This is a genomic window from Desmonostoc vinosum (assembly GCF_059505385.1).
On the sequence record NZ_JCACKM010000082.1, the window covers coordinates 1 to 24,586 of the forward strand.

Here is a 24,586-nt window from a genome sequence, read left to right on the forward strand (position 1 = left end):
TGAGCTTTTTGTTCTGCTTGTTGAGCTTTTTGTTCTGCTTGTTGAGCTTTTTGTTCTGCTTGTTGAGCTTTTTGTTGAGCAAGTTTTTTGTCTTCTTCTGGTGTTAAAAACCGTTGTCCTTGCTGGTTATACCAATACATCCACTCGCGGGGAATGCCTACATAAGTTCCCTGTTCTATGCCAATTCCTAAACCTATTTCTGGTAGCCAAACAGGATTACCATCTTGAAATTCATAAACATTGTTAATTAATTTGTAAACTTCTAAACGTGGCTTACGACGACGAAATGGATTGTAAACTACATAATATAAAATCTCTAATCTTGCATACTGTGCTTTTTTAGTTGAGTACTCACCGCGATATGTCTGAGATACTACCTCTAGAACTAACATGGGTAGTTTCTTCTCTTCCCAAAGCACATAACTGGGGCGGAGGTTTTGATCATAAAATCGCTCTACGCCCAAACTCAAAAACCCATCTGGGACTATTGCTGGCAAATCTGGATCATAATAAATACCCATATCTACGCCAAAAAACCAATCCATGCGTTCTGGCCAAGCCATCGCCAAAAGCGTTTTCAGTAAACCGGGAATTAAATCTTGTAATTCGTTATCCACTGGGGTATCGTCAGAGTCTGGCAGTTCCTCAGATGAGGGCAAACAAGCTAATGGATCGTACTTTAGCATGATGGGTTTACTCTTCCTCAGTTATTAGTACATCTTTATTTTATAAATGAATCTTGATGGTAACTTAGATAAAAGAATCTGGATCTACGCCAAGCGTAGTGAAGCGATGTCTACGACGGGCTACGCCTACGCACTCTACAATCAGTCTTTGGAAATAAAAGAAGGCATTAGAAATGTCCAAGGCAAAGCGGCGACGTTGCACGAACTGAGAAGAATCTACGCCAACAAAGGGGAAGTGGATCAAGCGATGTCTACGACGGGCTACGCCTACGCACTTTTCAATTAGTCTTTGGAAATAAAAGAAGGCATTGGAAATGTCCAAGGCAAAGCGGCGACGTTGCATAATCTGGCATATATCTACGCCAACAAAGGGGAAGTGGAGCAAGCGAGAGTCTTTGATACTCGTGGATGAGTTTAATGAGTGTTTATAGCAATTCAGGACAGAGAATCTGGATCTATGCCGAGCGATCGCAACCGTTCTCGTAATAATTGAGCTTCTTGCTTTGCTTGCTGCGCTTCTTGTTTAGCTTGCTGTGCTTCTTGTTGAGCAAGTTTTTTGTCTTCTTCTGGTGTTAAAAACCTTTGCCCTTCTTGGTTATACCAATACATCCACTCCCTTGGTATGCCTAGATAAGTTCCCTGTTCTATGCCAATTCCTAAACCAATCTCTGGTAGCAAAACAGGATTCCCATCATGTAATTCATAAACATTATTCACTAATTTGTAAACTTCTAAACGAGGCTTGCGGCGACGAAATGGGTTGTAAACCACATAATACAAAATTCCCAATCTTGCATACTCTGCTTTTTTGGTGGAGTACTCACCGCGATATGTCTGAGATACTACCTCTAGCACTAATACTGGTAGTTTCTTTTCTTCCCAAAGCACGTAACTAGGGCGAAGGTTTTGATCGTAAAATCTCTCTACGCCTAAACTCAAAAATCCATCTGGGACTATCGCTGGTAAATCTGGGTCATGATAAATCCCCATATCTATACCAAAAAACCAATCCATCCGTTCTGCCCAAACCATCGCTAAGATAACTTTGAGTAAACCGGGAATCAAATCTTGTAATTCATTATCCACTGGGGTATCGTCAGAATCTGGTAGTTCCTCAGATGAAGGCAAGCAAGCTAATGGATTGTACTCTAGCATGATGGGTTTACTCTTCCTCAGTTATTAGTACATCTTTATCTTATAAATGAATTTTGACAGCAATTCAGGTGAGAGAATCAGGATCTATGCCGAGCGATGTCTACGACGGGCTACGCCTACGCACTCTACAATCAGTCTTTGGAAATAAAAGAACGCATTGGAAATGTCCAAGGCAAAGCGGCGACGTTGCATAATCTGGCATATATCTACGCCAACAAAGGGGAAGTGGATGAAGCGATGTCTACGACGGGCTACGCCTACGCACTCTACAATGAGTCTTTGGAAATAGATGAACGCATTGGTGATGTCCGAACTCAAGCAATGACTCTGTGGTGCTTAGGACATTTGGCAGAACAGCAGGGTGAATACACTAAAGCGATATCATATCCTATTTGCAACCAGCTTTAGAGATTTTGCAGCGATTGCAGTCACCGTATGCTGAACAGGTAAAGGCGATGCTTGAGAGAATAATTCGTAATTCGTAATTTGAAAAAGCCGGGGATCTGGTTTTCTGGTGATTGACAAGCGATCGCTTTCTCAAAATTCTGAGTACAGAAGTGCGATCGCCTCTCGCATATCTACCACCATTACTCCCTCTAATTCCTGACCATAAAATGAACCAAAATGTGTCTTATCACCCGTTACCAAAAGGTCTGCTCTACTCTCTACTGCTGTCGCTAAAATGGGAGCATCTTTCAAAGGTAGTCCCATCTCCATTGCCCAATTGACTCGTGTAATTGGTGCTTCTTCAACTATAGTTAGTTTGAGGATTAAATCTTGCTCCAATCGTGTTAAAGCTTGCGGATATTTAGCTGTAATATTACGCCGTGTTTCTTCCAAAGCATGAGGCGAAGTTAGCAAAGCACAATACCCAGCAGAAGCTAATTTAAACAATGTACTACAGCGACCATCAGGACTAATCGCTGCTGCAAAGATAACATTAGCATCCAGGAATAAGCGCATTTATATTCCCTATTCAGCATCTTGAAGCTGTCGCTGAAGTTGTTTAGCTTCTTCGTCAGTTAAGCGATCGGCTATCTGAAACTCCTCGATTCGTTCGTCTGTATATATCTCAATCGGATACACTCCAGCAGGACGTAGTAAAATTCCACCATCAGCAGTAGTTTCCACTAGTAGCATAGTTTCCCCATCCAACCCTAGACGATTAAGAATTGCTTTGGGAATAGAGACTTGACCTGTTTTTCCTAGCTTGATGACTTCCATAAATTCTAAATAACCATAATCCGGCAAACCGGAATTTAATTAAATCATAACTAATCAGGTTTACTCGCACCAACTTTTCTGTTGACTAATCTAGTTTACAGGCACTTGGTACAAAAAGCGATGTCTACGACGGGCTACGCCTACGCACTCTACAATCAGTCTTTGGAAATAACAGAACGCATTGGAGATGTCCAAACCAAAGCGGCAACGTTACACCAACCGGGAATTCTCTACGCCGACAAAGGGGAAGTGGAGCAAGCGATCGCACTCAACCACCAAAAACCCCAATGAGAGAATCTGGATCTATGCCGAGCGATCGCAACTGTTCCGCTAGTAACTGTACTTTTTGTTGGGCTTGCTGAGCTTGTTCTTCTGGTGTTAACAACCGTTCCCCTTGTTCGTTATACCAATACACCCACTCGCGCGGAATGCCTAAATAAGTTCCTCTTTCGATGCCAATTCCTAAACCAATTTCTGGCAACCAAACACGATTTCCATCATGCAATAATTCATAAGCATTATTCACTAATTTATAAACTTCTAAACGCGGTTTACGGCGACGCAGTGGGTTGTAAACTACATAATATAAGATTCCCAATTTTGCATACTCTGCTTTCTTAGTCGAATACTCACCGCGATAAGTTTGAGATACCACCTCAAATACTAATATTGGTAGTTTCTTCTCTTCCCAAAGCACATAACTGGGGCGGAGGTATTCATCATAAAATCGCTCTACTCCCAAACTTAAAAATCCATCTGGGAAGATCGCGGGCAAATCTGGGTCATAATAAATACCCATATCCACACCAAAAAACCAATCCATGCGTTCTGCCCAAGCCATCGCTAAGACGGCTTTGAGTAAACCGGGAATTAAATCTTGTAATTCGTTATCCACTGGGGTGTCGTCAGAGTCTGGTAGTTCCTCTGATGAGGGCAAACAAGCTAATGGATCGTAATTTAGCATGATGGGCTAGAGTGTTTTAGTTTCGATTATTGTTTGCCGAAAATGACAAACTAGGGTTAAGTAGCGCATTAATTTTTGATATTTGTAGTATGCTTGTAGTGTTAAACTGATGACTGTGCAAGCAATAATAAGTTAATGTGCGTCTAAGCTACACTTTCTTTGGTTAGAACTGTCATTAGTTATTTGTACTTTGTCAATACAAATGACCAATGACAAATGATAAGCGACGACCAAATAAAGTAATTATGCAATTAAGATGTATTTTAGCTTACTAAATTGTTCAAGCATGAGGCTTGACTCAATACTTCTTGAGTGTATCTCAATTACGAATTAGTATGATATCCAAATTTGAATACGCTACTCTTGCCCATGCAGAGGATGCTCAGCATTTAGGGCATATACTTGAGCAGTGCTACATCATGTCAGCTGGTGATAGCGAACTCTATATTAACCGCGTTGGCTTAGAAAACTTGCGGATTCTTTATCAAAATCAGCAAGTTGTGGGTGGGTTGGCAATTCTACCGATGGGTCAATGGTGGGGTGGTCAATGTGTACCGATGATGGGAATTGCAGCTGTGGGTATTGCTCCAGAATATCGCGGAAGTGGAGCGGCGATCGCACTCATGCAAAACACCCTCAAACAACTTCACACTCAAGGAGTCCCGATATCTGTCCTTTATCCAGCAACTCAACGCTTGTACCGTAAAGCCGGGTATGAACAAGCAGGTAGTTATTGCATTTGGGAAGTTTTGACCGAAAATATCCAAATCAAAGAGCAACCACTACCTTTACAATTTGTAGCTCCCAGCAATTATGAAGCCTTTTACGAGCTTTATCAACAGCAGGCAAAAATTACTCATGGATATTTAGACAGAAATCAAGCAATCTGGCTAGGATTAATTCGACCAGAAGACCAAGAAACTGTCTACAGCTATTTTATTGGTGACAAAGACCAACCCCAAGGTTACATCATTTTCAGCCAACATTCCACAGAAGACGATAGTGCAATTCTCAGAGTCAGAGATTGGGTAATTCTGACTGATGCCGCCATGCAAACTTTTTGGTCTTTTCTTGCCAACCATCGCTCTCAAATCAAAAAAGTGCGATGGAAGAGTTCAGTGATTGATTCTCTCACATTGCCGCTACCAGAGCAAACTGCTAATATATGGCGTCAAGAGCGCTGGATGCTGCGGGTGATAGATGTAGTCAAGGCTTTGGAATTACGAGGTTATCCACCGGGAATTCAAACCGAACTACACCTCGAAGTCAAAGATGATTTATTAACTAGCAATAACGGTAAATTTATTCTCTCTGTTGCCAATGGACATGGCGAAGTGAGAACAGGTGGTAAAGGTGAATTGCAATTAGATATCAGAGGATTAGCACCACTATATACAAGCTTGTTTACTCCCTATCAATTGCAGTTATCAGGAAAACTCCAGGCTACAGAAACAGTACTTTCAGTAGCCACACAAATATTTGCAGGTGTCTCCCCGTGGATGGCTAACTTCTTTTGAATGTACTGATTTTTTTCAATAGATGATGAAGGCTGTCAAAGTAATCAACCCTCAGATAATTTGTGTCTTGATTGAACGATTTTCAGCAGGATGAGGCAAAAATAAAACGCGAAAAAATATCTCTTCGCTTAATTACGAATTACGTTAGCGCAGCGGTAGCGAGTCCTCGATAGCGTTAGCGTTAGCGAAGCGGTAGCGAGTCCTCGAGCGTCAGCGTAAAGCCTGCGGCATAGCTTCGCTTAGAGCGACACAGGAGCGTCGCGTCATTACGAATTACGAATTATTTAATATCAAAGCGATCGCATCTTGATTTATCTTTTTCAGTAACAACCGAAAAACTCGTCAAACTGCTACACATACGCCATGTTAAAGTTACTTAATCGAAAAATTATTGTTTTGATAATTTTGTCTTTTGTCATATTCGCTTTCAGTTACATACCACGAATATCAGCGAATACTAACTCCCGCTCAGGAAATGTAATATTTATTCACCCAGATGGCACTAGTGCAGCTCATTGGGGGGCAGCGCGGATGCTCTATTACGGCCCAGATGGTAGGCTCAATTGGGATAAAATGTCAAATCTCGCTGTCTATTTGGGGCATATGAAAGACCAATTAACAGCAACTTCCAACGGAGGTGCAGTGACTCACGCCACAGGAGTAAAGGTAAATGCTGACTCTTTTGGTTTGGATGAAGCAGGTAAACCGATAGTGGCACTGTCTGGCCAACCTAAAACAATTATGGAAGAAGCGATCGCCGCCCGCAAGGGAACCGCAATCATCAACTCTGGGATCATCCCCGAACCAGGAACAGGTGCGTTTTTAGCCAAATCGGCCAATCGTCGTAACTTTGCAGACATCACCAAACAAATAGTTGAGTCTGGTGCAGACATCATTTTAGGTGGCGGCGAAGTCTGGTATCTTCCTAAAGGCACAGCAGGAAGACATAGCAGTGCTGAACAAAGTCAGCGCACCGATGGTCTGAATCTAGTCAAACTCGCTCAAAGCAAAGGTTACAAAGTTGTTTACACCCGCGAGGAATTACTCAAATTACCAGCCAACACCAAAAAAGTTTTGGGGATTTTTGCTGCCGACGACACATATAACGATGAATCTGAGGAAAACTTAAAAAAGCAAAGTTTACCGCTATATGTACCCAGTGCGCCCACAGTTACTGAACAGTTAGAGGTGACTTTACGCATTTTGTCCCAAAATCGCAATGGTTTCTTCATCGTGTTAGAAGAAGAAGGAAGCGATAACTTTTGTAACTTTGATAATGCTGTTGGTTGCATAGAAGCAGTCAAACGAGCTGATGATGCAGTTGGGGTTGCAATGAAATTTATTCAAAAAAACCCCAATACTCTTTTAGTTACCACCGCAGATAGTGACGCTGGCGGCTTAGAAGTAGTAGGGGCTACAGAAAAAGATTTTCCCTTAGACAAACCCCTGCCTGAAAAAGGTAAAAATGGCGCACCTTGGGATGGTAAACAAGGGACTGGTACCTTACCATTTGTTTCTGCCCCCGATAAACTCGGTAAACGCTTTCCCTTTGTGATCGCCTGGTCAGGTTTTGGGGATAATAGTGGTGCGATCGTTTCTAAAGCACACGGTTTAAATGCTCAGCTACTTCATGGAACTGTTGATAATACTGACATTTATCGCCTGATGTATCGCACCCTATTTGGTAAATAGTTACCAATTGAAAGGAAACAGGGAACAGGAAACAAGAGAAACTAAACTACCCACTTTGAAAGTGGGGTTTTAGCCTCTCGTATCATGTTTGTCTGAAGACTTATCGTTAGGGCTGACGCGGGGACGCGGGGACGCGGGGACAGGGAGAAATTTTAATAATAAGTAATTACCCGAACTTGATATCACCGCGTTGATCAAAACGCAAAATATTAAAAACCTACACCTGTCAGAGTCCCCTCATGCAAGTTGGTAGTGCTGTTACTCACTGGACTCACCGCGTCAACTTCAACCCGTCAATTTTGAGTTGCTAGACCACACTAGTAGCGTCTACCTTCAACTTCTACCCTAATCACACGACGTGGGCAGCGCCAATTCGCCCCACTAGTACTAACATCAGTACAACCTTGCGCTTGCATTGCATCACGAGATACATCATTTGGCTTATAAAATCGCCAACGCCCTCTATCATCTGGCCCTGACTCAGCTCTAAGTCTGCGGCTAGAGCGATAATCATTATCATCAGGACGCCATCGATCATCACCACCTACTTCTACCCTGATCACACGACGCGGGCAGCGCCAATTCGCCCCACTAGTACCAACATCAGTACAACCTTGTGCTTGCATTGCATTGCGAGATACATCATCTGGCTTATAAAATCGCCAACGCCCTCTATCATCTGGCCCTGACTCAGCTCTAAGTCTGCGGCTAGAGCGATAATCATTATCATCAGGACGCCATCGATCATCACCACCTACTTCTACCCTGATCACACGACGCGGGCAGCGCCAATTCGCCCCACTAGTACCAACATCAGTACAACCTTGTGCTTGCATTGCATTGCGAGATACATCATCTGGCTTATAAAATCGCCAACGCCCTCTATCATCTGGCCCTGACTCAGCTCTAAGTCTGCGGCTAGAGCGATAATCATTATCATCAGGACGCCATCGATCATCACCACCTACTTCTACCCTGATCACACGACGCGGGCAGCGCCAATTTGCTCCACCACCACCAACATCGGTACAACCTTGCGCTTGCATTGCATCACGAGATACATCATCTGGCTTATAAAATCGCCAACGCCCTCTATTATCTGGCCCCGACTCAGCTCTGAGTCTTCTTGTTTGGTAGTCACCTCTGTAGTTATCGACTTCAATTTGAGATATAAGTGAAGGCGTAGCCGTAGGCTCAATCTCTTGTGCGAAAGCAGAAGATTCATGTGTATTTATAGGAAATGTCGTTAAGAGAGTACCACAAGCGGCAAAAGCCATTAACTTCGATAAATGACTTGTTTTGGCTAAACAAGACATATGCTTTCTCCTTAAAAAATTAAACTCTACCGTTATCAACAATAGTATTATTATCAAATAAGATAATAATACCCTCACCCAGTCAGGTGAGTTAGTTAAATGTCGATGTCAGCCACAGATTGTGTCAGCAGACATCGACACTTACTTGGCTTTTTGAGTCCAAGAGAAAATTGCATCAGAATTCTGACTCCATAAGGATCTGCTTCTGAGCTTTTTGAGTAAGGAATTTGAATATATAGATACAATCTTGGCTGTTTTAGTTTCAACTTTTAACCAATCTACATGTAGTAATTACGTAAAAAATTCGATTCATCTGAGAAGAGGTAGGGGGAGCAGGGGAGGAACCAATTCCCAATTCCCCTAATCCCCATTCTCCTATTCCTCGTGATAGAGGGGCTAAAAGTGAGAGTGGGGTACTTTATATCATGGGCAATTGGACACACTGGAGATGATTTGACTTGGTGAATCAAAAAAAAGGAAAAGTGAACAGGATCGCACATCCTAACCCCAAATTTTCTGGTGATCGTGATCAATATCGTCTGCGCCTAAATTTAAGTTAATAAAATTCGTCCCCATATAATGAAATTTAGGGGCTGAAGCGTGAATACTTTGGTAAGATTTCTACAGTCTATTTGAGTACTCCAAAGGTTTTCAAGACACTGTTGTGTAAAAGTAGTCTTATCCAGCCAACCCAGTCTCTACTTGCCTCCTCTTGGCGGGTTTATTGCTAGATATAGTGCTTGAGTAATTGCAATAGCATTATTGTGAGAGATTTTGTTGTAGTTGGAGCATCTGGAAGGAACTTCTCTACGCTGCAAAAAGCCAAGAGCAAAACAGTGACACTAGAGTACTTGCCGCCTACAGCGCCAACTCACTTGGAAATAAAACTTCTATGTGAACACACACTGATGCAGTTTCATTTGCTTGAATAGCTATATTGATAAAACATTGATACGACGAAAATTCAGAATTCCTGATTATGGCAAGTAAAATCATTGATGTTAGAGAATATACTGTCAGGGCGCATAAAAGAGAGATTCACACTCGTGTCTTTCACTTTCTATGTAAAGAGTGCAACCAAGCTACAACCCGTGAGACTTTCGGTACTCGACCCTTGTATTGTGAAAAATGTCGTCCTCCCCAACCACCTAAAAAATCTTTACAACCAAATCAAAAAGCAAAACCCAGGCCAATGACTTACAAAAGTGTTAGTGATTTAGATTGAGTGAAGACTAATGACTCAAAAAGGACAATTAGAACCACCCCCGAAAGATTTCCTCTCTCCCTTATTGGAATTGCGAGACTACTATGCTCGTCTGACAGAAGAGTACGAACGTCTGTTTGTGCAGGCGCGATCGCAGCTTGACCATGTAGAAGCATTGTTGTCTAACTGGTCTTTTTTAAATAACAACAACCAGATTTCAACATTGACAGCGGTTGATACAACCCCCAATCCTCGGTTTCTCTCTGGGCACGATCACATTTCTGATATTGACTTGGTTGAGTCTGTGCAATCAGAACTCAAAGACTCAGACAAATTGGAGATAGATAATCCCGTTGCTGCTGTTACTGTTGACACACAACAAAGCCAAGCTGTAACAGCATCTTCAGAGAATTATGATGGCTCAACGAAGGTGGCAGAAGTTCCTATGCTACCCCAATATCAAACTCCAACTCGGATGGAAGCCATAAAACAACTGTTGCAAGAATACATTGGCACTGTATGTCATATAGATTTCATTGTGCGATCGCTATATGGAGAATTAGAGCCAAATCTGTTTAAAGTAGTTAAAGGTAGAGTTCAATCCTCCCTGACACAGGGTAAAGAAAGAAATTACTGGGCAGCTATTCCCGAAGAGCCAGGTTGTTACACGCTGGATTTAAGTTTGGTAATTCCCAATAAAAAGAATGACGCTTCTGGGAGTGTCAAACATAAAAAGAAAAAATCCTTTGTGCCACCGAAGACAATAGTAGTACCGATGCTCAAAGTTTTTGAGGGTCAATTTTTGATTGATGCCATCACTTCTCTATTGCAACAAAATCCCGGCAGAATTTTTACCGTAGCTGAAGTCATCGATGGTATCTATGGAGAACTAGATGCACAGCAACTCAGAGAAATCAAAAATAAGGTTTTGAATGAGTTATCTAGAGGCTATCGGATAGGGAGATTCTCTAGGGTTCCCAACCAAATTGGTCTCTATACCTGGGACTCTAATTTGATATCACAAACAAGTTCCCGCTGAGCGTCTTGTGAAACTCACCCCGCGCTGCCTGGGGCGCGGGAGATGAGGGAGATGAGGGAGATGAGGGAGATGAGGGAGATGAGGGAGGTAGGGAGTAGAAATAACAAATACACCAATTCCCCATTCCCAATTCCCAATGACTAATGACTATTTATGATTGAAAAGTTAGGATTAAATCACTATCCAGTTGAGTAGAGTAGTCGTTGCCCTCAACTCTATAAATTACCAATTTTAAGTAAATCTCAATTATTTAACTATGCGACGCCGTCATTATCCTCCCGCTTATTTACGCTATTTCAAAGCCAGGTTACGGTATTTGGGACAACCTGCTTTTTGGGGAACAGCAATTTTTTTATCTGTAGTAGGACTAGTAATTTGGGAATACTCGTCAAGACTAGAAGTTGCAAGTGATCAGAAAAACAGCCAAAAAGCTGCACAAAAGCCTACTGATACTTCCTTATCAGCAGAAGATAGAGCGATCGCGGCAGACATTGATAATTTACCGGTCTTGTTTAATGATGTTGAGCAAGCTAACCTCTCTACCACCCTAAATAATCCCCAGGAAAACACTGACGATAAAAAAACCAAAGGGTTTATTGAGGATGCAATTAAAAAACAAAAATCTGCTGCTAGTGATACCAAGTCAAATCTTGGTTTAGGCATAAATAATACACCTCCGCTAGAGGTGAATAATCCTTTTGTGCTACAAGCAGACAATCTATTGCAAGTTGGCATAAATGGCGGCAACAAAAGCCCGTTTTTAGGCGTAAATTCGTTAACGAAAGCTTCTGAACAAGCAGCGCTATTATCAACATCCCCTAGTTCAGGAATTGGATTTACCAATCAAACCAACAAAAATCAAAATCCTGCTGATCTCAATCCTCTGCAAACAGCGCTTAACGAACTTCCTAGCCAGAAGCTATCCGGCTTTAATGGTGTTACTTCCACTCAAACAAATACCTTGGGTCGAATTTCTAACAGTGGAGCAACATTAACACCACCAACTAACACCTCACCCAATCCGACTGTAGTACCCAACACTGGATTAAATATGGGGGCAGGCTACACTCCGACAGGGGCAAATTTACCAGAGAATTCCTATGGTAATTTCAATAAAGGTCAAGCATTACTTAATGCTACACCAGTGACACCGCCAGTTAACTCTACTGCACCGACTAGCATTACACCCTACACTAACCAGATTCCAACTCAAGCAACACCGACTAGCATTACACCCTACGCTAACCAGATTCCAACTCAAAATTTTGCCACTCCCATAGCTCCAGGGGGATACGGCAATTATGGCAATTCAGGCTTACAACAACAACCTACACAACAACCGCAGTCTAATTGGTCGCCAGAAAGACAACAACTTATTAGGGAGTATGTAGGTAGAGGATACAAATGAGAGGGAACAGGGAATAGGAACAGTTACTAATGCAACTGATAACTGATTTGATGTATCGTTGATAGATAGATAGACCTTGCCTTACCTGACAAGTAAAGCAAGGTCTTATTTACGAAAAATGTAAAAGTTTAAAGCCAACTGGGTTGGGCTACGCTCTAAGCGAAGCTATGCCGTAGGCTTTACGCCTCGCTGCGTACCCTTCGGGATCTTGCTACGCGGAGCGTCTCGAAGAGAAGATTGCCCGTTGTGGACGAAGAAATCCTTGTTTCACTTAGCATTCCCTGTTCCCTGTTCCCTTTATTTAACTTCACTGGCGGGAAAAGCAGTGACTTTACCCTTTTTCAGTGCAACCACCACATCGTAAGTTGCACAATAAGCGATCGTGATATTATTGGTTTTATTGTAAAGATTGACTACCATACCTGCACCACCGGGTTGAACTGCGATCGGCAGCAGATCACCAAAAAAGAAACGACGTAACTGATCGCCACTACCAATTTGACCTTTATTCTTGGTTAGTAAGTCAATTTTTTGTTGAGTAGTCAAACCTGTAGAATCTTTCATTTCCTCAGCTGATGCTTGAACTAGTGAAGGATTTACAGCCTGAAGTGGAACATTCCAAACTGTTAGCATTCCAGCGAGGGCAACACTTGTAAGCAACGATGAAGCCAGTTTCATTTGTGTCTCCTGAACTTTGATCCTCTGACAACTCAAAGTATCTCAGTTCGCACTGAGGCTGATATGAAACTCAGCTATAAATTTCCTGAATCTATTGGTTGAAAAAATTTAGTTTAAATTCAGCGTTTTCTCAGCTATTTGTGATTATGTCAAAATAACATGTAATTCATAATTATTATGACTGGAGCATACAAACCCCCAATTATTAAAGACTACCACTAAAAAATTATGATGCTTGTTCTGTATCCTCTTTAATTACGAATTACAAATTACGAATTACGAATTATATTGTAGTGGTGTTATTGTGACCAGAACGAAAAAACATCTTATTTACAAAATACCAGGTCAAACTTATCTCTGGTTAGCAATTCTAATTTTTGGTGCATCTAGTGCAGTTACCCGCAAGCTGACAGAAATAGGTGCCCAACATTTTATAGACGATCGCAATCCGATTTCTCTGTGTAATGTTTTGTTTGTGGGAAATCTCTGTGCCTTGATGGTTCTAATATTAATTCATTGGCGACAGTTGAACAAAACATTTTTTCAACAACTCTCAAGTAAAGATTGGTTAAGTTTAATAGTAGTCTCAATTCTAGCAGGGGCACTAGCCCCTGGCTTAATTTTCCAGGCTTTAGCACTGACTCAGGTCAATAATGTCATTTTGGTTGGACGGCTGGAACCTCCTTTAACGTTGGCTTTATCAGTTTGGTTATTGCGAGAGAGGGTAAATATTTGGGAAGTTGTGGGAGCGATCGCAGCTTTTATTGGTGTTACTCTAACTATTATCCTTCAGACCCCAACAGCAAACATGATGAATTTGGGGGGCTTTCATTTAGGTGTAGGAGAACTGTTAGCAGCCACTGGGGCCGTGGCTCTAGTTATTGCTACTGTTGTGAGTAAAACTCAACTCTCTGATATCCCCTTGGGAATTTATGGTGTTTTTCGTACTGCCTTAGGAACTGTAGTGTTTTTCTTCCTGGCTTTAATATTGTATGGCAGCGACCATTTTATGGGTGTCTTCTCACCTTTTTTATGGCAGTGGATGTTTCTCTACGGTACCATCATTGTGGTATTGGGTCAGTCGTTTTGGGTTAGAGGCTTAAGAGCTACTACTGTGTCTACAGCTTCCTTAGCTAGTTCTTTTGTTCCTATTGTAGGCATTCTAGCAGCTTATTTGATATTAAATGAAGCCCCTACCTCTGCACAATATATCGGTGGTAGCTTGATTTTAGTTGGTATATTTATTAGCCAAATTGGCAATCGTCGTCAGGCTACGCGTGGCATGACTCCAACGAAACAAGAACTAGAAAATAGCATGGGATTTAAAGGGATTTGACTTAAATTATTTGTAACGATTGTAGTATATTTGTCTACTATTGATAGAATAAATTAGAATTTATTCTAAAAATAATCAGTTATCAGTTGTGAGTTGGAAAATTTATCTTTAATTCCTCACTGATGACTGGCTATTGTTGATTACTGACTGATTTTGCGAGGAGTTATGCTGTTAACCGAGCGTCGCGCTGATCGGGTAGTTCTCTACAATATCAGTTGGCAACAATTTGAGAATTTATTAATAGACTTAGGGGAAAGCCGTATCGCTAGGATAGCTTATGATGATGGCACATTAGAGATTATGACACCATTACCAGAACACGAATATTACAAAGAAATAATTGGTGACATCATCAAAGATATGGCTGAAGTTTTAGAGCTAGATTATGAGTGTTATGGCTCAACTACCTGGAAACGAGAACTCAAAAAGGCTGGAATAGAATCTGATAATTGTTTTTACTTCCAAAATGAAGCATTAATTCGAGGTAAACTCAAGTTTGATTTAAATCAAGACCCTCCACCCGATTTAGCTTTAGAAATTGATGTTACTAGTAAATCTTTAGATCGCTTTCCCATTTATGTGCGGTTAGGTGTACCTGAAATTTGGTGTTATGATGCTGGACAAATAAAAATTTATCAGTTGCAAAACAACGAATATCTCGAAAGAGAAACAAGCTTAGTGTTTCCTAATCTAAACATTCAAGAAATTCCATCGCTTATTGAAAAATACCGCATGGCAGGAAGACGAGTTTTTCGACAGGCAATTAGGGAATGGGTAAGGGGACAGATGCGTGAGGAAAACACATAATTTATTTGTAATATCTCAATATATGCGTGCAGTTAAGACTAGCACTCATTAAGCGATCGCCTAAGCTCGACTTTATCCAAATCAAAGAATGTAATCCTTCTTATCTGGCAGAAGTTCTGGCTTTGTGGCAAAAACTTTTCCCTACGTCACTAGTTTTGATGAAATCTTAAAAGTCAGGAGCTAGACACCATGAGGGTTTTAGCATATGCGATCGCGTTGCCGGAAAATGGATAAAGTCGAGCTAAGAGGTTGTTTGAAAAGTCTAAATTAATACTAAAATAGGCGATTAGAAATCGCGACTATACAGACAAAACCCACCTCCGTGGGTTTCAAGAACTCGATTTTCCGTGTTTTCCAAAGGAGGTGGACTTCGCTTGTGTAGTAGCGAATTATATTCGCCCAAAACTTTTAAACATCCTCTAAGCCCACTTGTGTGGGAATATTTAGGTAATCTTTCCATAACTTCTGCACCCCGACGCACCTCACAAGGGGTTCCTTTATCGATGACTTGCGATTTTCAACTTATTTAATACTTTTTCAGCAAGCCCTGATTACTGAGCAGGAAAAGCGATCGCTCTCCTTAAGCCTCAGTGTATGAGTGAAAAATCTGAAAAAATATCATATCTAACTTTTAGTCCCCTTGGGGGGAAGAGAGATGGGAAATTAATTAATATAATTATCCAGCATCTCACGGATTAATATTTTCGCCGTTGCAGGGAATCAATCTTGAATTGATTTGATTCCTATTCAGCATAAGACGAGTGTTTGTTTCCGTTCCCTTGCGAGAAATTGTACATACCAACTATTTTAACTTATTCATTAAGATATCTTTTATCTGCTGTAATTTCTTAAAAGATTCATTAACTTCTGATTGGTGACTTTTAAAATAATCTATTGCACTTATATATTTTATACCTCTACCTTCTAAATACCTAGCTTTTTGACTCGCGCTTTCCAAATCGTTATAAAGTTTCTCCAATTCCCTGCTATCTAGTTTCTTTGCAAGCTGACGAACATAGCCTCGGCGAGAGTCATGGGGAGATTTTTCAGGAAATTGAGTTGATATATCATCTCCGCTTTTAGAAGCATAATACTCTACCCAGTGCAATGCTGCGTAAAAGCACATAGTTACTGTCCAATCAGGATAAGCACTCTCAGTACTGCGTGCTGCATTTTCATTGCTTTGAGCTTGCACAAGGTAGCGTTCATCGGTCATGATTTATTGGCGCGGAACTAGAGGTAATTAAAGCACAATGAAGTCAGGAGAATTAATTGACCAAATTTTTGGTTTACTTACTACCTCTATATGTCTTTTTTCGTCAGAATCGGCTATTTTTGCATCTCCCAGTAAATAAAATCTCTCTACTATCTGAGGACGAAAATACCATTCTTCAGCAGAATCATCTATTAATTTCCATTCGCAGTCAATTACCATATCCTGAATTTTATCCCAGTTTTCATCTGATAATTCGATATCTGCTTTCAGCATGATCTGAAAATCGACCCAATGAATATCTGGGAAACTTGTAGCTACTGCTATAACTCTTTGTACTCCTTCTATTTTTTCAACTAAGTCTTCAACTAATTTTTGTATTTCAGGAGGAATCAAATTAGAAGTTTTTGCTTTTTCGGAAGTAACTAAGTGTAAATGAGACGAACTAGGGTTACTCCAATTAGTTTTAATTTCAACTTCCCTACCAAATTTGAGTAATAAATTTTCCGACGTTGAACTCCTAATATATGTCATCCTTATGCCTTTAAAAATTCATCTAGTCTGTCTCTCAAAAATGCTGCGTGCTGTCGAGTAAACGCAAAATTTATTGGATGTCCAGTTGATGCTTTTTGCTCATCTTCCTCAAATGGACTTCTTGATAGCATTCCTGCTATTAATATCCTATGTTCCTCATCAATTGCTACACGCACACCTGTAACAAATAACACTTTGTTTGGTTCTTCTTGACTCATATTTACTTTTAACCTCTACTTTATCTAAAAACGAGAGAGTTAAATGCTGTAGTTAATACGGGATTTTCTCTCTCTAAATTTTATGGTAGCTCTACAAGAAGTAGAGCTTAACCATAATCAAGCAGGCTTGTTGTTAGACTACTTTAATGATGAAAGTAGGATTTAAAGCCAGGGAAATAGGAGAACAAGTAAGGATCTGGAGTGTTACTTGAGACTGAGTAACAGTTTTGTATTTTTGTTGAAAAGATTCACAATGCGTCCATGCAGAATAAGAGTCAAATCCTGTTTTGAAGTTTGAGTTTGATTCAGTCATAATCTAACCTCTAAAAACTTATACCTTGATTATACGGAATTTTACTGCCAATATCATCAAATTCCGCAATATTTTTATACGAAAACTACAAGCTAAGTATACTTAACACTCTTAATGCTCCCATCATCCTTAACAGACAAAATTTTCACCTTTACCGTCTGTCCTTCATGGAGAGAACTAGCCTGCTTCGGTTCCTTCTCAGTTAACTTAATCGTCCCCAAAATTTCATAGGTGACTTTGTTACCATTGATTTTGGTAACTTTAGCTGCGATAATTTGCTCAACTTGGAAGTTTTGCGATTGAGCAACTTTAGCAATTTCCGCTTGACGTGCTGACTCGAAAACAGGCGTTGTCGGAGGTGCAATTTCCCCAATTGGTACACCAGCATCTTTGTAATAACGCATCAGGCGTGATACCCAGCCTAAAATTTGCAGCATGGTATAAGCATCGCTTACGCCTTTAAGAGCATAGCTACAAGCTTTCTCGATACTGCGGTAATAATCAATAGTTTTACTGCTGTGTCCAATTTGTCTACCATTACTGATGAGAGTTTTTAGGTATTGGAAAAACTTGGAAGTAGCATTTGGCTGGTTTACAGAGGCGCGGAGATAAGCAACGGCTTTACTTAACTCGTTGACATCTGTATTATCTTTGACTAATGTTTGGGCAATTTTATGTGCTGTATGCCATTGTTCTTCATTCATAGTCATAATTAATACATTCCAGATGGGGGTTCGCGATCGCTAGGAAAGCGCAGTATATTTGTCAGCTGCTGGAGTTGTTCAGTTTGTACTAAACGGGATGAATATGCAGCTTGAATTTGCTGTTGTATATACTTTTGTAAAGCTTCACCCGTGAGACGGTTACTTTCTGGAAGGGTGTAGGAAGTGTAGCGATCGCGCAAATTATCCGCTTGTTCAATTTCAAACACTGTTACTGTCATCGTTCCCATACCAATAGGCTTTCCACCTCCCACCTTCAAAGCAATTGGATGCTTTGGATCTTGTCCAAAAACAATTAATAAAGTGCCTAATTCTTCTGATTTCAGGTTTTTGAAATGTAATTTGGTTGTAAAAATATATTCTCTACCTGCCTGCTGTACTGGGATGCCAGCATTTTGTCCTTTATCAATAGCTCTAATTGTATGGTAATAAAATTTACGCCCTGCTACACGACCTTGGGTAAAATACGCACGTCGTTCGTCGGGACGAGGGCGGTACAATGACGGCATAAAACCAGTGGTAAAACCGATGCTTTCACATTTGGCATCGCTAAATTCCAGCAAGCCTTGCCAATCTAATGCGCCAAATAGTTGCGATGCGGGGCAGAGTTGTTCTTTATTTTTACAGGGTAGACGTTCTGAGGGTATGCGATCGCGATATCTAGAGGTAATTATCGCCAAGGTACTGTTAGTAATTGCTTCATAAACAGCGCGAATGCAACCTTTAAGTGAACTACCTTGAATAGACAACTTTTGATCAACATCCTGCACCATAGTTTTAATTAAAGGGATGCGGTTGTTACCAACATCGCTACCCATGACAACAACGCCAGTGGAGACATGGAGAGGGGTTTGCACTTTTAAACGCAAAGATAACGCACCATGTAGCCTATCAGTGCGGTACTTATGATGTCCCACTGGACGCTGTTTTGTAGGCGGTTCTTTGGGGAAGGAAACAAATTCATAGGGTTTTGGTGCAATTTCGTCTTGTTGACGCTGTTGCGGACGATTAATAGTCATTTATGTTCTCCTTCTAGGGTTAAAGCAACAAATTGCACTGCTGATGTTTCGCCATCAATAAAATATCTTTGTGCTAAAACTGGCTTACTTTTATCATTTTCCTCAATCCGTACATTAAGAGTTTTTGAATAAATAAATTCTTTAGGAAAGCGCACTTCATTGCGAGGATACCCATAAGCAGGATATGCATAGTAGGGGAATTTTTCTTGATTATTTGGTTCTATTTTCCAGCTATGGCCTACAGGTGTGAAATCAGAATAATCACCTGCAATACTTAATAACAGAACATCATAAAGATTATTGTGTTGTAGTTTCCATCGGAGTTCATATTTGTGATTGAACATTTGCCCTTCCATCATAGGAAAGTCAATTTCGGTAGGTTGTTCTTCTCGAATTCCACTAACTTTGTGAGTCCAACGCAAAAAGTAATAACTAGGTTCAATTGCAAGTTTTGTAATTAAACTTTGCAGTTTTAATCTTGAGAACAACTCTTTGCCAACACCAACAAAAGGCTTCATTTCTTCTATTTGCATTTTTATAGATAAATTTTAAACTAAACTATCTTGCTGTACTTAACAATAAATCTTTCCAAGACCTCACAGCACGTTCAAATAAATCTGTGATTTTACCTTCATGCCAAATTAACTGAACTCCAAAACCAAAATCCATTTCTCCCGCAGCAACAGGTGTATCTTGAAAATCAAGTTTTGGAAACCCATAAACATCTGCATCATCAACAAATTCACCAGCACCTAATAGCATGGTATTCGACCAATCTTGATTACCTTTCAAGCTGTGAATTCGCCCATTCCGTAGTATGCAACCAGGATATTGCACAACAGCTTTTTTATATTCAACCTTTACCGTACCCAAACCGCGAGATTTAGCAAAACCCAAGCCAAACCAACCGTCATTTAAATCTCGCAATACTAAACCAATTAAACCCAATTGGGAGAGAGTGAAGTTTTTTAAATGAATTTTAGTTTTAAATTCCCCAGCCGTACAAACTTGATAATTGAAAGGCCCAACTGCTACTGAACCAAAAACTCTATCAATTGCTACGCCATTACGTTCTTCAATTTTGAGAGGCTGAGACTTATCTGGATAAGCATCTTCAATTCTCAATCTGCTGGCAATAGAAGTATTACCAAAGATTTGATCAGTAAAACTAGATAGTTTGTAAATATCTGGTGCAGGTAAATCTTTACCATCTCTAGTTTTGAGATAATCATATTTATCACTTAACGGATCATTAGCCCAAAGTAATTTTTTAGAGTTGGGTTTTTCATCACCCACCGTCCTCACAATTCGCTCTGCATGGGCGCGAATCGCACCTTTTAAGCTACTTCCAGGTAAATATATAGAACGTCCACCAGCATGATAGGTTTCCACAAATTCCATATCAGGTTTAGTGGGATCTGCTCCTTGTTTATCCGATTTAATAAGAATCGGCCCGTCAGGAATTAGGGTTAAGTTAATAGTGCAGTGATTAACAAATCTTTTGTGCATGACTATATTTAGTTAATGACCTATTGCAAATTAAGCTGCTACTAAATTATTTAGTTGTACTTCGCATTGTTGGAAGACGAAGTTAACGATAGCAAATAATTTATCTAGTTCATAAATAGTGAACGGAGTAATATTTTTTGTGAAAAAATTACCTTCTAACTTACCAAATTGCCATACTCCGCCATTAGAAACAATTCCGTAGATAGTGATTGGGTATTCTCCATTTAATCTTTGAGCAGCAATCATCTCTGCTAAACATTGCGCCCAACCTGTTTCAAAGTTATCTTGCTTTGCTTCTACTAAAATGAAGTATGGTTTGTCAAATACAACTTTTCCTAATGGAGAACGTTTAGCTAAAATATATTCAGGAAAGCCAGATAATTTTTCGTCATAATTCAACGATTGGTGACTCCATAAAATAAAATGGTGTCGATAGATTTTCCAAACTTCTTTGATAACGGGATAAATGAGATTTTCGCAGATAGCAAACTCTGAATTGTCAACAACTGCATCCCGCATCATTAGTTCTAAATCTTCACGAAAATAATCAGAAACGGTAAAAGTAATTTCACTAATAAAATTTGCTTCGGTGTAAGTTACTTGGAACGCTTTAAGAACTTCACCAATGGTTTTGAAACTACTGAAAGCCATATTAACCTCCTCAAGAATTTTGTGTTGCTTCGGTTGTATGAGTCTTAGCTTTATTTTCTCTTAAATAATTGATCAGCGAGTTCGTCCAATCTTCTTTCAAAGTTAATTCTTTAACATCTTGATGGCTTGGTAGTTTCTCACCTGGATTGCTGTTTACCAATTCTTGGAGGTATGTGAGTAATTTTTCTGGATCGTTATTGACATCAAGCCAGTACATCTTGTCAATTTCTAGTTTAACGACACCCAAGCCACGCGATCGCCCTCCACCCAAAGGTATTTGTTCGGTTTCAAACTGGTGTAAACCAATCATCAACAGTCCCAGTTCCCAAGGTTCTGCATTCTCGACTACAGCCTTAAACTCAAATTGTGTCGCGGCTGGAACTACCTGAAAATCGTAGAGTTTCCCATCTGCGGCTGTTTCAGTGTCTCTATCAATGGCTACACCATCTCTTTCTTGATATTGTCCAAACCAGGTGTTAGAAACCACTATTAAATCTCGCACTTGAAATTTACTAGCAATCCAAGGTGAACCGAATAAATGAGAAACTGCATCAGTAATTTTTAAGAAAGCTTGTGTTAAAGCAATATCATCATTTTGATACCGTTCTTTGTAGGTTTGAACCAATTTATTTCTTTCTATGCTGATAAAATTTGCAGGGTCTTCCGCTAAACTAGAATCAATTCCACGTAAGAAACTTTCAAGACGCGATCGCAACGCACCTTTAAAGCTAGAACCTGGTATTAATGGTCTACCCAAAGCATCTTTAATCACAGGTAAATCAGAACCAATAGGTTCAGTAGAGCGTCCGGCGCTAATTCGTAATGCGGTGACTGTCCAAAGAGTTCCTGTTATTTCTAGGCGGTTTTTAAATATTTCAAACATAGTTTCAATGTATAAGAAATTCAATTTGTCTTGCCATCTCGTAAATATTTGAGATGGCGACTACCATAACCAAGATAGCGCCGAATTAATTCAATCCATACTAATTTAATATCAGATGAATCAGCTTCTTTAGCAATACTTTCTGCTAACTGTACTAAACGACCACCTTTACTTTCTGTACCAATATCACTAACTATTTTTTCTGCTAGCGATTCTTGGCCTCGACCCCATTTTTTGTCACGTCCTACCTGATAACGAAGAAAATTTTTAATTACCTCCGGACTATCTGTGGTATCTGCAACTCGTAATAAATTACGAAATTGAGATTCTTCTAAATCACCATAAGATTGTCTATTATCTAAAGCCTCTTGAATCCAGATTACTAATTGGTCTTCAACTTGACGAATGCCTTTTTGAATTTTTAATTGAACTTGCTGTTCTTGATGCTGTTCAGCAGCTTGACTCATGCTAGATTACCTCGCAATATACTATGAAACTCATTACAAATTTGCACTTGTCCGAAGCCTTCAGAAGTGCGATCGCCTACTCCCCAAAACTCTATTTTTTTTAACTTATCTAGCCATAATTCTGGTTTATCAGTACTAAATAAATATACTGCACCACGATTGATAACTAACTCCATATCTTTCATTAGTCCCCAAGCAGAATTCCACCCAGAGCGATTATCATAACTGCTATAGGCGACTTCTAGCTTTAATGGTATATCAGTAACTTTGGCAAATTTTTTGAGCATTATTTCTGTAATTACAGTTGTATGTCGCCAATTATCTAAAAGAATAGCGTCAGATTGTAAATCAAGTGTAAAAAAAGTACGACCATTCAAGAGATTTTCTTGAGGACTACCAAAAACTGATTCGTAAAGACTCCAACGCTCTTTGAGTGTATGATTAAATTTATCAATTCTTGTGTCTATTTCTGTGCAATAATCATTGATATCTGCTTTTATTGTCACTTTACCTAACCCGCGAGAAGTTGCACCACCTAAGCGAAATGTATTAGAATGACGATTGACAAAAGCAGCTAGTTTATCAGCAAGTTCTTCATCCTCAACTAAAATTGAACTACGATAAACATAATCTTCCCAATGTTTAACTTTCGCTTGAGGATTTTTTAAGAAAGATTCATTTAAAACTTCAATACTATAAAGAATCTCTTCTTGAGAAGTAGAGCGACGACGGTTAATACCCACACGAGTTAAAAAGCGTGTATTTACAGAATGATTGCGATATTTATATTTAAGCTTGTCGTCACTACTTTTACTGTAAAACCCACCATAAGGTTCAACTCGTCCTAAATCTTTGGGACAATTCGGTTCATAAGTAAAGTTGAATGCTTCTGCACAAAAACGGTCAATTAGAGTGTCAAAAACCCCGTTACCTTTAGTAGGAAGAAAACCAGGATTTGTTTTAGAACTAACAGCAGTTGCGGGTAATATCATTACCACATCATCAACTATTTGATTAATGGTTTCCTTTTTAGAGTTAGACTCATCGACAACTTTAGCAACTGCTGGGTAAGCGTTTTGAAAGATAGCTGCATTATCTTCCAAAAATAAAGCCTGAAAATCTCCGCCATTCTTACTTAAATCTGTAAACTGCTGTCCCGATTGTTGTAAAATTTGTGTTGCGATCGCACCCCGAATCACAGAACCGGGAATATGATCTAATGCTTCGCTGACGGAACCTGGTTTTTTATGTGCGATCGCCAGTGGAGATTTTGCTGTAATCTTTAACTTAATCTGCTTCATTTTGACATCTTTGGTAGTAACTGCATCCAAGCAGAGTCATCTTGAGGTAGTTTTTCCAGTTCCTCCCAGTGCAACCAACCTAACCCCGCAGATTTACTTCCACCCAATGCATGAATATGCCGCAATCCAGCTAAAATTAAGGCTTTGGCATAGGATGGATATCCAGGTAATAAGTGAATTGCGCCTTGAAATTTCAATTGTGAATTAGGGGGAGAAGTTTCTAGAAAATAAAGCTTTTGGTTTTCTGCGGTACGTCTTCTACGGTTAATAGTTACCCCAGGACGAAACGTTTCTTGTAAAGTATCTTTTTCCCAATCACATATCAAATCATCAACAACTATTCGTGATGGTAAAATCGGATTACCAAAAATTTTTGAAATCGGACAGTGATAACCTTTATAGTTCTCTAGTTTATAGTCTGAATGATATTTACTATCAACTTGTGCTGGGGTAGGACAAAGTTCTTTTGCTATTGGTGCGAAAAAAATTTGCCATCCTAATCCTTGCATTATTTTTTCACATTCGTGACGTAATCTTCCTTTTAGCTGCGAAGCGGGAATAATTAATTGTCCTTTGGCATTGCGGACAACAGTTTTATCAGCAAGTGTCCCATCTGAACCACCTGCACCAATACATAATGCAGTATCAATAACTGCGCTGAGGTTAATTGATGTTACTCGATTTTCAGTTAAATTGTTTAATAAAATCATGACTAATCACCAAATTTTCC

Annotated in this window: 32 protein-coding genes; 12 read left to right on the forward strand and 20 right to left on the reverse strand. The window is 39.9% G+C overall.

The window, feature by feature from the left end:
- Nucleotides 1-686: Uma2 family endonuclease (locus AC5JMF_RS14010; protein ID WP_495796336.1), on the reverse strand; the 686-nt coding region annotated here is incomplete at its 3' end.
- Nucleotides 687-792: 106 nt separating this feature from the next.
- On the opposite strand from AC5JMF_RS14010, the gene AC5JMF_RS14015 reads away from it, so the two are divergent.
- Both AC5JMF_RS14015 and AC5JMF_RS14020 read left to right on the forward strand, forming a co-directional pair.
- Nucleotides 793-972 (forward strand): hypothetical protein, encoded by a 180-nt coding sequence (locus AC5JMF_RS14015; protein WP_495796337.1) that lies wholly within the window; start codon nucleotides 793-795, stop codon nucleotides 970-972.
- A gap of 3 nt (nucleotides 973-975) precedes the next feature.
- A complete protein-coding gene (locus tag AC5JMF_RS14020) occupies nucleotides 976-1,098 on the forward strand; it encodes a hypothetical protein (protein ID WP_495796338.1) in 123 nt (40 codons plus the stop codon).
- A 23-nt stretch (nucleotides 1,099-1,121) separates the two neighbouring features.
- Here the strand turns inward: AC5JMF_RS14020 and AC5JMF_RS14025 are convergent, their stop codons facing one another.
- Nucleotides 1,122-1,841: a Uma2 family endonuclease gene (locus AC5JMF_RS14025; protein WP_495796339.1), complete on the reverse strand. Its 720-nt coding sequence runs from the start codon at nucleotides 1,839-1,841 to the stop codon at nucleotides 1,122-1,124.
- A 96-nt stretch (nucleotides 1,842-1,937) separates the two neighbouring features.
- Here AC5JMF_RS14025 and AC5JMF_RS14030 point away from each other — a divergent pair, with 96 nt between their 5' ends.
- On the forward strand, nucleotides 1,938-2,249 hold the full coding sequence (locus AC5JMF_RS14030) for a DUF2225 domain-containing protein (RefSeq protein ID WP_495796340.1): 312 nt from the start codon (nucleotides 1,938-1,940) through the stop codon (nucleotides 2,247-2,249).
- Nucleotides 2,250-2,378: 129 nt separating this feature from the next.
- Here AC5JMF_RS14030 and AC5JMF_RS14035 read toward each other — a convergent pair whose 3' ends face one another.
- Nucleotides 2,379-2,804, reverse strand: coding sequence for a putative toxin-antitoxin system toxin component, PIN family (locus AC5JMF_RS14035; protein ID WP_495796341.1), 426 nt, complete (start codon nucleotides 2,802-2,804; stop codon nucleotides 2,379-2,381).
- Between the two features lie 9 nt (nucleotides 2,805-2,813).
- Nucleotides 2,814-3,065, reverse strand: a complete 252-nt coding sequence (locus AC5JMF_RS14040; RefSeq protein ID WP_334711450.1) for an AbrB/MazE/SpoVT family DNA-binding domain-containing protein — start codon at nucleotides 3,063-3,065, stop codon at nucleotides 2,814-2,816.
- Nucleotides 3,066-3,185: 120 nt separating this feature from the next.
- On the opposite strand from AC5JMF_RS14040, the gene AC5JMF_RS14045 reads away from it, so the two are divergent.
- Nucleotides 3,186-3,356 (forward strand): hypothetical protein, encoded by a 171-nt coding sequence (locus AC5JMF_RS14045; protein WP_495796342.1) that lies wholly within the window; start codon nucleotides 3,186-3,188, stop codon nucleotides 3,354-3,356.
- Here the strand turns inward: AC5JMF_RS14045 and AC5JMF_RS14050 are convergent.
- Complete coding sequence (locus AC5JMF_RS14050) at nucleotides 3,334-4,029, reverse strand: Uma2 family endonuclease (protein ID WP_495796343.1); 696 nt, start codon at nucleotides 4,027-4,029, stop codon at nucleotides 3,334-3,336. The genes AC5JMF_RS14045 and AC5JMF_RS14050 overlap by 23 nt on opposite strands.
- Before the next feature lie 335 nt (nucleotides 4,030-4,364).
- Here AC5JMF_RS14050 and AC5JMF_RS14055 point away from each other — a divergent pair, with 335 nt between their 5' ends.
- Both AC5JMF_RS14055 and AC5JMF_RS14060 read left to right on the forward strand, forming a co-directional pair.
- Nucleotides 4,365-5,546: a GNAT family N-acetyltransferase gene (locus AC5JMF_RS14055; RefSeq protein WP_495796344.1), complete on the forward strand. Its 1,182-nt coding sequence runs from the start codon at nucleotides 4,365-4,367 to the stop codon at nucleotides 5,544-5,546.
- A 363-nt stretch (nucleotides 5,547-5,909) separates the two neighbouring features.
- Nucleotides 5,910-7,238, forward strand: coding sequence for an alkaline phosphatase (locus AC5JMF_RS14060; protein ID WP_495796345.1), 1,329 nt, complete (start codon nucleotides 5,910-5,912; stop codon nucleotides 7,236-7,238).
- 317 nt (nucleotides 7,239-7,555) lie between these two features.
- Here the strand turns inward: AC5JMF_RS14060 and AC5JMF_RS14065 are convergent, their stop codons facing one another.
- Nucleotides 7,556-8,554, reverse strand: a complete 999-nt coding sequence (locus AC5JMF_RS14065; RefSeq protein WP_495796346.1) for a hypothetical protein — start codon at nucleotides 8,552-8,554, stop codon at nucleotides 7,556-7,558.
- Between the two features lie 979 nt (nucleotides 8,555-9,533).
- Between AC5JMF_RS14065 and AC5JMF_RS14070 the strand changes: the two genes are divergently transcribed.
- From AC5JMF_RS14070 to AC5JMF_RS14080, 3 genes are all read left to right on the forward strand, one after another.
- Nucleotides 9,534-9,779: a hypothetical protein gene (locus tag AC5JMF_RS14070; RefSeq protein WP_495796347.1), complete on the forward strand. Its 246-nt coding sequence runs from the start codon at nucleotides 9,534-9,536 to the stop codon at nucleotides 9,777-9,779.
- A 10-nt stretch (nucleotides 9,780-9,789) separates the two neighbouring features.
- On the forward strand, nucleotides 9,790-10,797 hold the full coding sequence (locus AC5JMF_RS14075; RefSeq protein WP_495796348.1) for a hypothetical protein: 1,008 nt from the start codon (nucleotides 9,790-9,792) through the stop codon (nucleotides 10,795-10,797).
- 256 nt (nucleotides 10,798-11,053) lie between these two features.
- Nucleotides 11,054-12,205, forward strand: a complete 1,152-nt coding sequence (locus AC5JMF_RS14080) for a hypothetical protein (RefSeq protein WP_495796349.1) — start codon at nucleotides 11,054-11,056, stop codon at nucleotides 12,203-12,205.
- Nucleotides 12,206-12,502: 297 nt separating this feature from the next.
- Here the strand turns inward: AC5JMF_RS14080 and AC5JMF_RS14085 are convergent, their stop codons facing one another.
- The gene (locus AC5JMF_RS14085; protein ID WP_495796350.1) at nucleotides 12,503-12,883 is read right to left on the reverse strand and encodes a hypothetical protein; all 381 of its coding nucleotides are present in this window, start codon (nucleotides 12,881-12,883) and stop codon (nucleotides 12,503-12,505) included.
- 304 nt (nucleotides 12,884-13,187) lie between these two features.
- Here AC5JMF_RS14085 and AC5JMF_RS14090 point away from each other — a divergent pair, with 304 nt between their 5' ends.
- The 3 genes from AC5JMF_RS14090 (at nucleotide 13,188) to AC5JMF_RS14100 (ending at nucleotide 15,196) form a co-directional block, all read left to right on the forward strand.
- Complete coding sequence (locus AC5JMF_RS14090) at nucleotides 13,188-14,219, forward strand: DMT family transporter (protein WP_495796351.1); 1,032 nt, start codon at nucleotides 13,188-13,190, stop codon at nucleotides 14,217-14,219.
- Between the two features lie 165 nt (nucleotides 14,220-14,384).
- Nucleotides 14,385-15,026 carry a Uma2 family endonuclease gene (locus AC5JMF_RS14095; RefSeq protein WP_495796352.1) on the forward strand — a complete coding sequence of 214 codons (642 nt, stop codon included), beginning with the start codon at nucleotides 14,385-14,387 and terminating at the stop codon, nucleotides 15,024-15,026.
- Nucleotides 15,027-15,052: 26 nt separating this feature from the next.
- Nucleotides 15,053-15,196, forward strand: a complete 144-nt coding sequence (locus AC5JMF_RS14100; protein ID WP_495796353.1) for a hypothetical protein — start codon at nucleotides 15,053-15,055, stop codon at nucleotides 15,194-15,196.
- A 632-nt stretch (nucleotides 15,197-15,828) separates the two neighbouring features.
- Here AC5JMF_RS14100 and AC5JMF_RS14105 read toward each other — a convergent pair.
- The 13 genes from AC5JMF_RS14105 to AC5JMF_RS14165 all read right to left on the reverse strand — a co-directional run bounded on the left by AC5JMF_RS14105 (nucleotide 15,829) and on the right by AC5JMF_RS14165 (nucleotide 24,566).
- Entirely contained in the window at nucleotides 15,829-16,242 is a 414-nt protein-coding gene (locus AC5JMF_RS14105) for a hypothetical protein (protein WP_495796354.1), read from the reverse strand.
- 27 nt (nucleotides 16,243-16,269) lie between these two features.
- Nucleotides 16,270-16,773, reverse strand: a complete 504-nt coding sequence (locus AC5JMF_RS14110; RefSeq protein ID WP_495796355.1) for a hypothetical protein — start codon at nucleotides 16,771-16,773, stop codon at nucleotides 16,270-16,272.
- 2 nt (nucleotides 16,774-16,775) lie between these two features.
- Entirely contained in the window at nucleotides 16,776-16,991 is a 216-nt protein-coding gene (locus AC5JMF_RS14115; RefSeq protein WP_495796356.1) for a hypothetical protein, read from the reverse strand.
- Nucleotides 16,992-17,124: 133 nt separating this feature from the next.
- Entirely contained in the window at nucleotides 17,125-17,304 is a 180-nt protein-coding gene (locus tag AC5JMF_RS14120; RefSeq protein WP_495796357.1) for a hypothetical protein, read from the reverse strand.
- A gap of 92 nt (nucleotides 17,305-17,396) precedes the next feature.
- Nucleotides 17,397-18,014 (reverse strand): hypothetical protein, encoded by a 618-nt coding sequence (locus AC5JMF_RS14125; protein ID WP_495796358.1) that lies wholly within the window; start codon nucleotides 18,012-18,014, stop codon nucleotides 17,397-17,399.
- 2 nt (nucleotides 18,015-18,016) lie between these two features.
- Nucleotides 18,017-19,045: an RAMP superfamily CRISPR-associated protein gene (locus tag AC5JMF_RS14130; protein ID WP_495796359.1), complete on the reverse strand. Its 1,029-nt coding sequence runs from the start codon at nucleotides 19,043-19,045 to the stop codon at nucleotides 18,017-18,019.
- Nucleotides 19,042-19,578 (reverse strand): hypothetical protein, encoded by a 537-nt coding sequence (locus tag AC5JMF_RS14135; protein ID WP_495796360.1) that lies wholly within the window; start codon nucleotides 19,576-19,578, stop codon nucleotides 19,042-19,044. Before AC5JMF_RS14135 ends, AC5JMF_RS14130 begins: the two co-directional genes overlap by 4 nt.
- A 25-nt stretch (nucleotides 19,579-19,603) precedes the next feature.
- Nucleotides 19,604-20,554: an RAMP superfamily CRISPR-associated protein gene (locus tag AC5JMF_RS14140; RefSeq protein WP_495796361.1), complete on the reverse strand. Its 951-nt coding sequence runs from the start codon at nucleotides 20,552-20,554 to the stop codon at nucleotides 19,604-19,606.
- Between the two features lie 30 nt (nucleotides 20,555-20,584).
- Complete coding sequence (locus tag AC5JMF_RS14145) at nucleotides 20,585-21,205, reverse strand: hypothetical protein (RefSeq protein ID WP_495796362.1); 621 nt, start codon at nucleotides 21,203-21,205, stop codon at nucleotides 20,585-20,587.
- Between the two features lie 10 nt (nucleotides 21,206-21,215).
- The gene (gene csx7, locus AC5JMF_RS14150) at nucleotides 21,216-22,088 is read right to left on the reverse strand and encodes a type III CRISPR-associated RAMP protein Csx7 (protein WP_495796363.1); all 873 of its coding nucleotides are present in this window, start codon (nucleotides 22,086-22,088) and stop codon (nucleotides 21,216-21,218) included.
- 20 nt (nucleotides 22,089-22,108) lie between these two features.
- On the reverse strand, nucleotides 22,109-22,555 hold the full coding sequence (locus tag AC5JMF_RS14155) for a hypothetical protein (protein ID WP_495796364.1): 447 nt from the start codon (nucleotides 22,553-22,555) through the stop codon (nucleotides 22,109-22,111).
- Nucleotides 22,552-23,856, reverse strand: a complete 1,305-nt coding sequence (csx10, locus tag AC5JMF_RS14160; protein ID WP_495796365.1) for a type III-D CRISPR-associated RAMP protein Csx10 — start codon at nucleotides 23,854-23,856, stop codon at nucleotides 22,552-22,554. Before csx10 ends, AC5JMF_RS14155 begins: the two co-directional genes overlap by 4 nt.
- Complete coding sequence (locus AC5JMF_RS14165; protein WP_495796366.1) at nucleotides 23,853-24,566, reverse strand: RAMP superfamily CRISPR-associated protein; 714 nt, start codon at nucleotides 24,564-24,566, stop codon at nucleotides 23,853-23,855. Before AC5JMF_RS14165 ends, csx10 begins: the two co-directional genes overlap by 4 nt.
- Between the last annotated feature and the right edge of the window lie 20 nt (nucleotides 24,567-24,586).

Bases quoted from the DNA above. Each gene is read 5' to 3' on its own strand.
- AC5JMF_RS14015 (WP_495796337.1), top strand. From the start codon at position 793: ATGTCTACGACGGGCTACGCCTACGCACTCTACAATCAGTCTTTGGAA.
- AC5JMF_RS14025 (WP_495796339.1), bottom strand. From the start codon at position 1,841: ATGCTAGAGTACAATCCATTAGCTTGCTTGCCTTCATCTGAGGAACTA.
- AC5JMF_RS14030 (WP_495796340.1), top strand. From the start codon at position 1,938: ATGTCTACGACGGGCTACGCCTACGCACTCTACAATCAGTCTTTGGAA.
- AC5JMF_RS14035 (WP_495796341.1), bottom strand. From the start codon at position 2,804: ATGCGCTTATTCCTGGATGCTAATGTTATCTTTGCAGCAGCGATTAGT.
- AC5JMF_RS14040 (WP_334711450.1), bottom strand. From the start codon at position 3,065: ATGGAAGTCATCAAGCTAGGAAAAACAGGTCAAGTCTCTATTCCCAAA.
- AC5JMF_RS14045 (WP_495796342.1), top strand. From the start codon at position 3,186: ATGTCTACGACGGGCTACGCCTACGCACTCTACAATCAGTCTTTGGAA.
- AC5JMF_RS14050 (WP_495796343.1), bottom strand. From the start codon at position 4,029: ATGCTAAATTACGATCCATTAGCTTGTTTGCCCTCATCAGAGGAACTA.
- AC5JMF_RS14055 (WP_495796344.1), top strand. From the start codon at position 4,365: ATGATATCCAAATTTGAATACGCTACTCTTGCCCATGCAGAGGATGCT.
- AC5JMF_RS14060 (WP_495796345.1), top strand. From the start codon at position 5,910: ATGTTAAAGTTACTTAATCGAAAAATTATTGTTTTGATAATTTTGTCT.
- AC5JMF_RS14065 (WP_495796346.1), bottom strand. From the start codon at position 8,554: ATGTCTTGTTTAGCCAAAACAAGTCATTTATCGAAGTTAATGGCTTTT.
- AC5JMF_RS14070 (WP_495796347.1), top strand. From the start codon at position 9,534: ATGGCAAGTAAAATCATTGATGTTAGAGAATATACTGTCAGGGCGCAT.
- AC5JMF_RS14075 (WP_495796348.1), top strand. From the start codon at position 9,790: ATGACTCAAAAAGGACAATTAGAACCACCCCCGAAAGATTTCCTCTCT.
- AC5JMF_RS14080 (WP_495796349.1), top strand. From the start codon at position 11,054: ATGCGACGCCGTCATTATCCTCCCGCTTATTTACGCTATTTCAAAGCC.
- AC5JMF_RS14085 (WP_495796350.1), bottom strand. From the start codon at position 12,883: ATGAAACTGGCTTCATCGTTGCTTACAAGTGTTGCCCTCGCTGGAATG.
- AC5JMF_RS14095 (WP_495796352.1), top strand. From the start codon at position 14,385: ATGCTGTTAACCGAGCGTCGCGCTGATCGGGTAGTTCTCTACAATATC.
- AC5JMF_RS14105 (WP_495796354.1), bottom strand. From the start codon at position 16,242: ATGACCGATGAACGCTACCTTGTGCAAGCTCAAAGCAATGAAAATGCA.
- AC5JMF_RS14110 (WP_495796355.1), bottom strand. From the start codon at position 16,773: ATGACATATATTAGGAGTTCAACGTCGGAAAATTTATTACTCAAATTT.
- AC5JMF_RS14115 (WP_495796356.1), bottom strand. From the start codon at position 16,991: ATGAGTCAAGAAGAACCAAACAAAGTGTTATTTGTTACAGGTGTGCGT.
- AC5JMF_RS14120 (WP_495796357.1), bottom strand. From the start codon at position 17,304: ATGACTGAATCAAACTCAAACTTCAAAACAGGATTTGACTCTTATTCT.
- AC5JMF_RS14125 (WP_495796358.1), bottom strand. From the start codon at position 18,014: ATGACTATGAATGAAGAACAATGGCATACAGCACATAAAATTGCCCAA.
- AC5JMF_RS14130 (WP_495796359.1), bottom strand. From the start codon at position 19,045: ATGACTATTAATCGTCCGCAACAGCGTCAACAAGACGAAATTGCACCA.
- AC5JMF_RS14135 (WP_495796360.1), bottom strand. From the start codon at position 19,578: ATGCAAATAGAAGAAATGAAGCCTTTTGTTGGTGTTGGCAAAGAGTTG.
- AC5JMF_RS14140 (WP_495796361.1), bottom strand. From the start codon at position 20,554: ATGCACAAAAGATTTGTTAATCACTGCACTATTAACTTAACCCTAATT.
- AC5JMF_RS14145 (WP_495796362.1), bottom strand. From the start codon at position 21,205: ATGGCTTTCAGTAGTTTCAAAACCATTGGTGAAGTTCTTAAAGCGTTC.
- csx7 (WP_495796363.1), bottom strand. From the start codon at position 22,088: ATGTTTGAAATATTTAAAAACCGCCTAGAAATAACAGGAACTCTTTGG.
- AC5JMF_RS14155 (WP_495796364.1), bottom strand. From the start codon at position 22,555: ATGAGTCAAGCTGCTGAACAGCATCAAGAACAGCAAGTTCAATTAAAA.
- csx10 (WP_495796365.1), bottom strand. From the start codon at position 23,856: ATGAAGCAGATTAAGTTAAAGATTACAGCAAAATCTCCACTGGCGATC.
- AC5JMF_RS14165 (WP_495796366.1), bottom strand. From the start codon at position 24,566: ATGATTTTATTAAACAATTTAACTGAAAATCGAGTAACATCAATTAAC.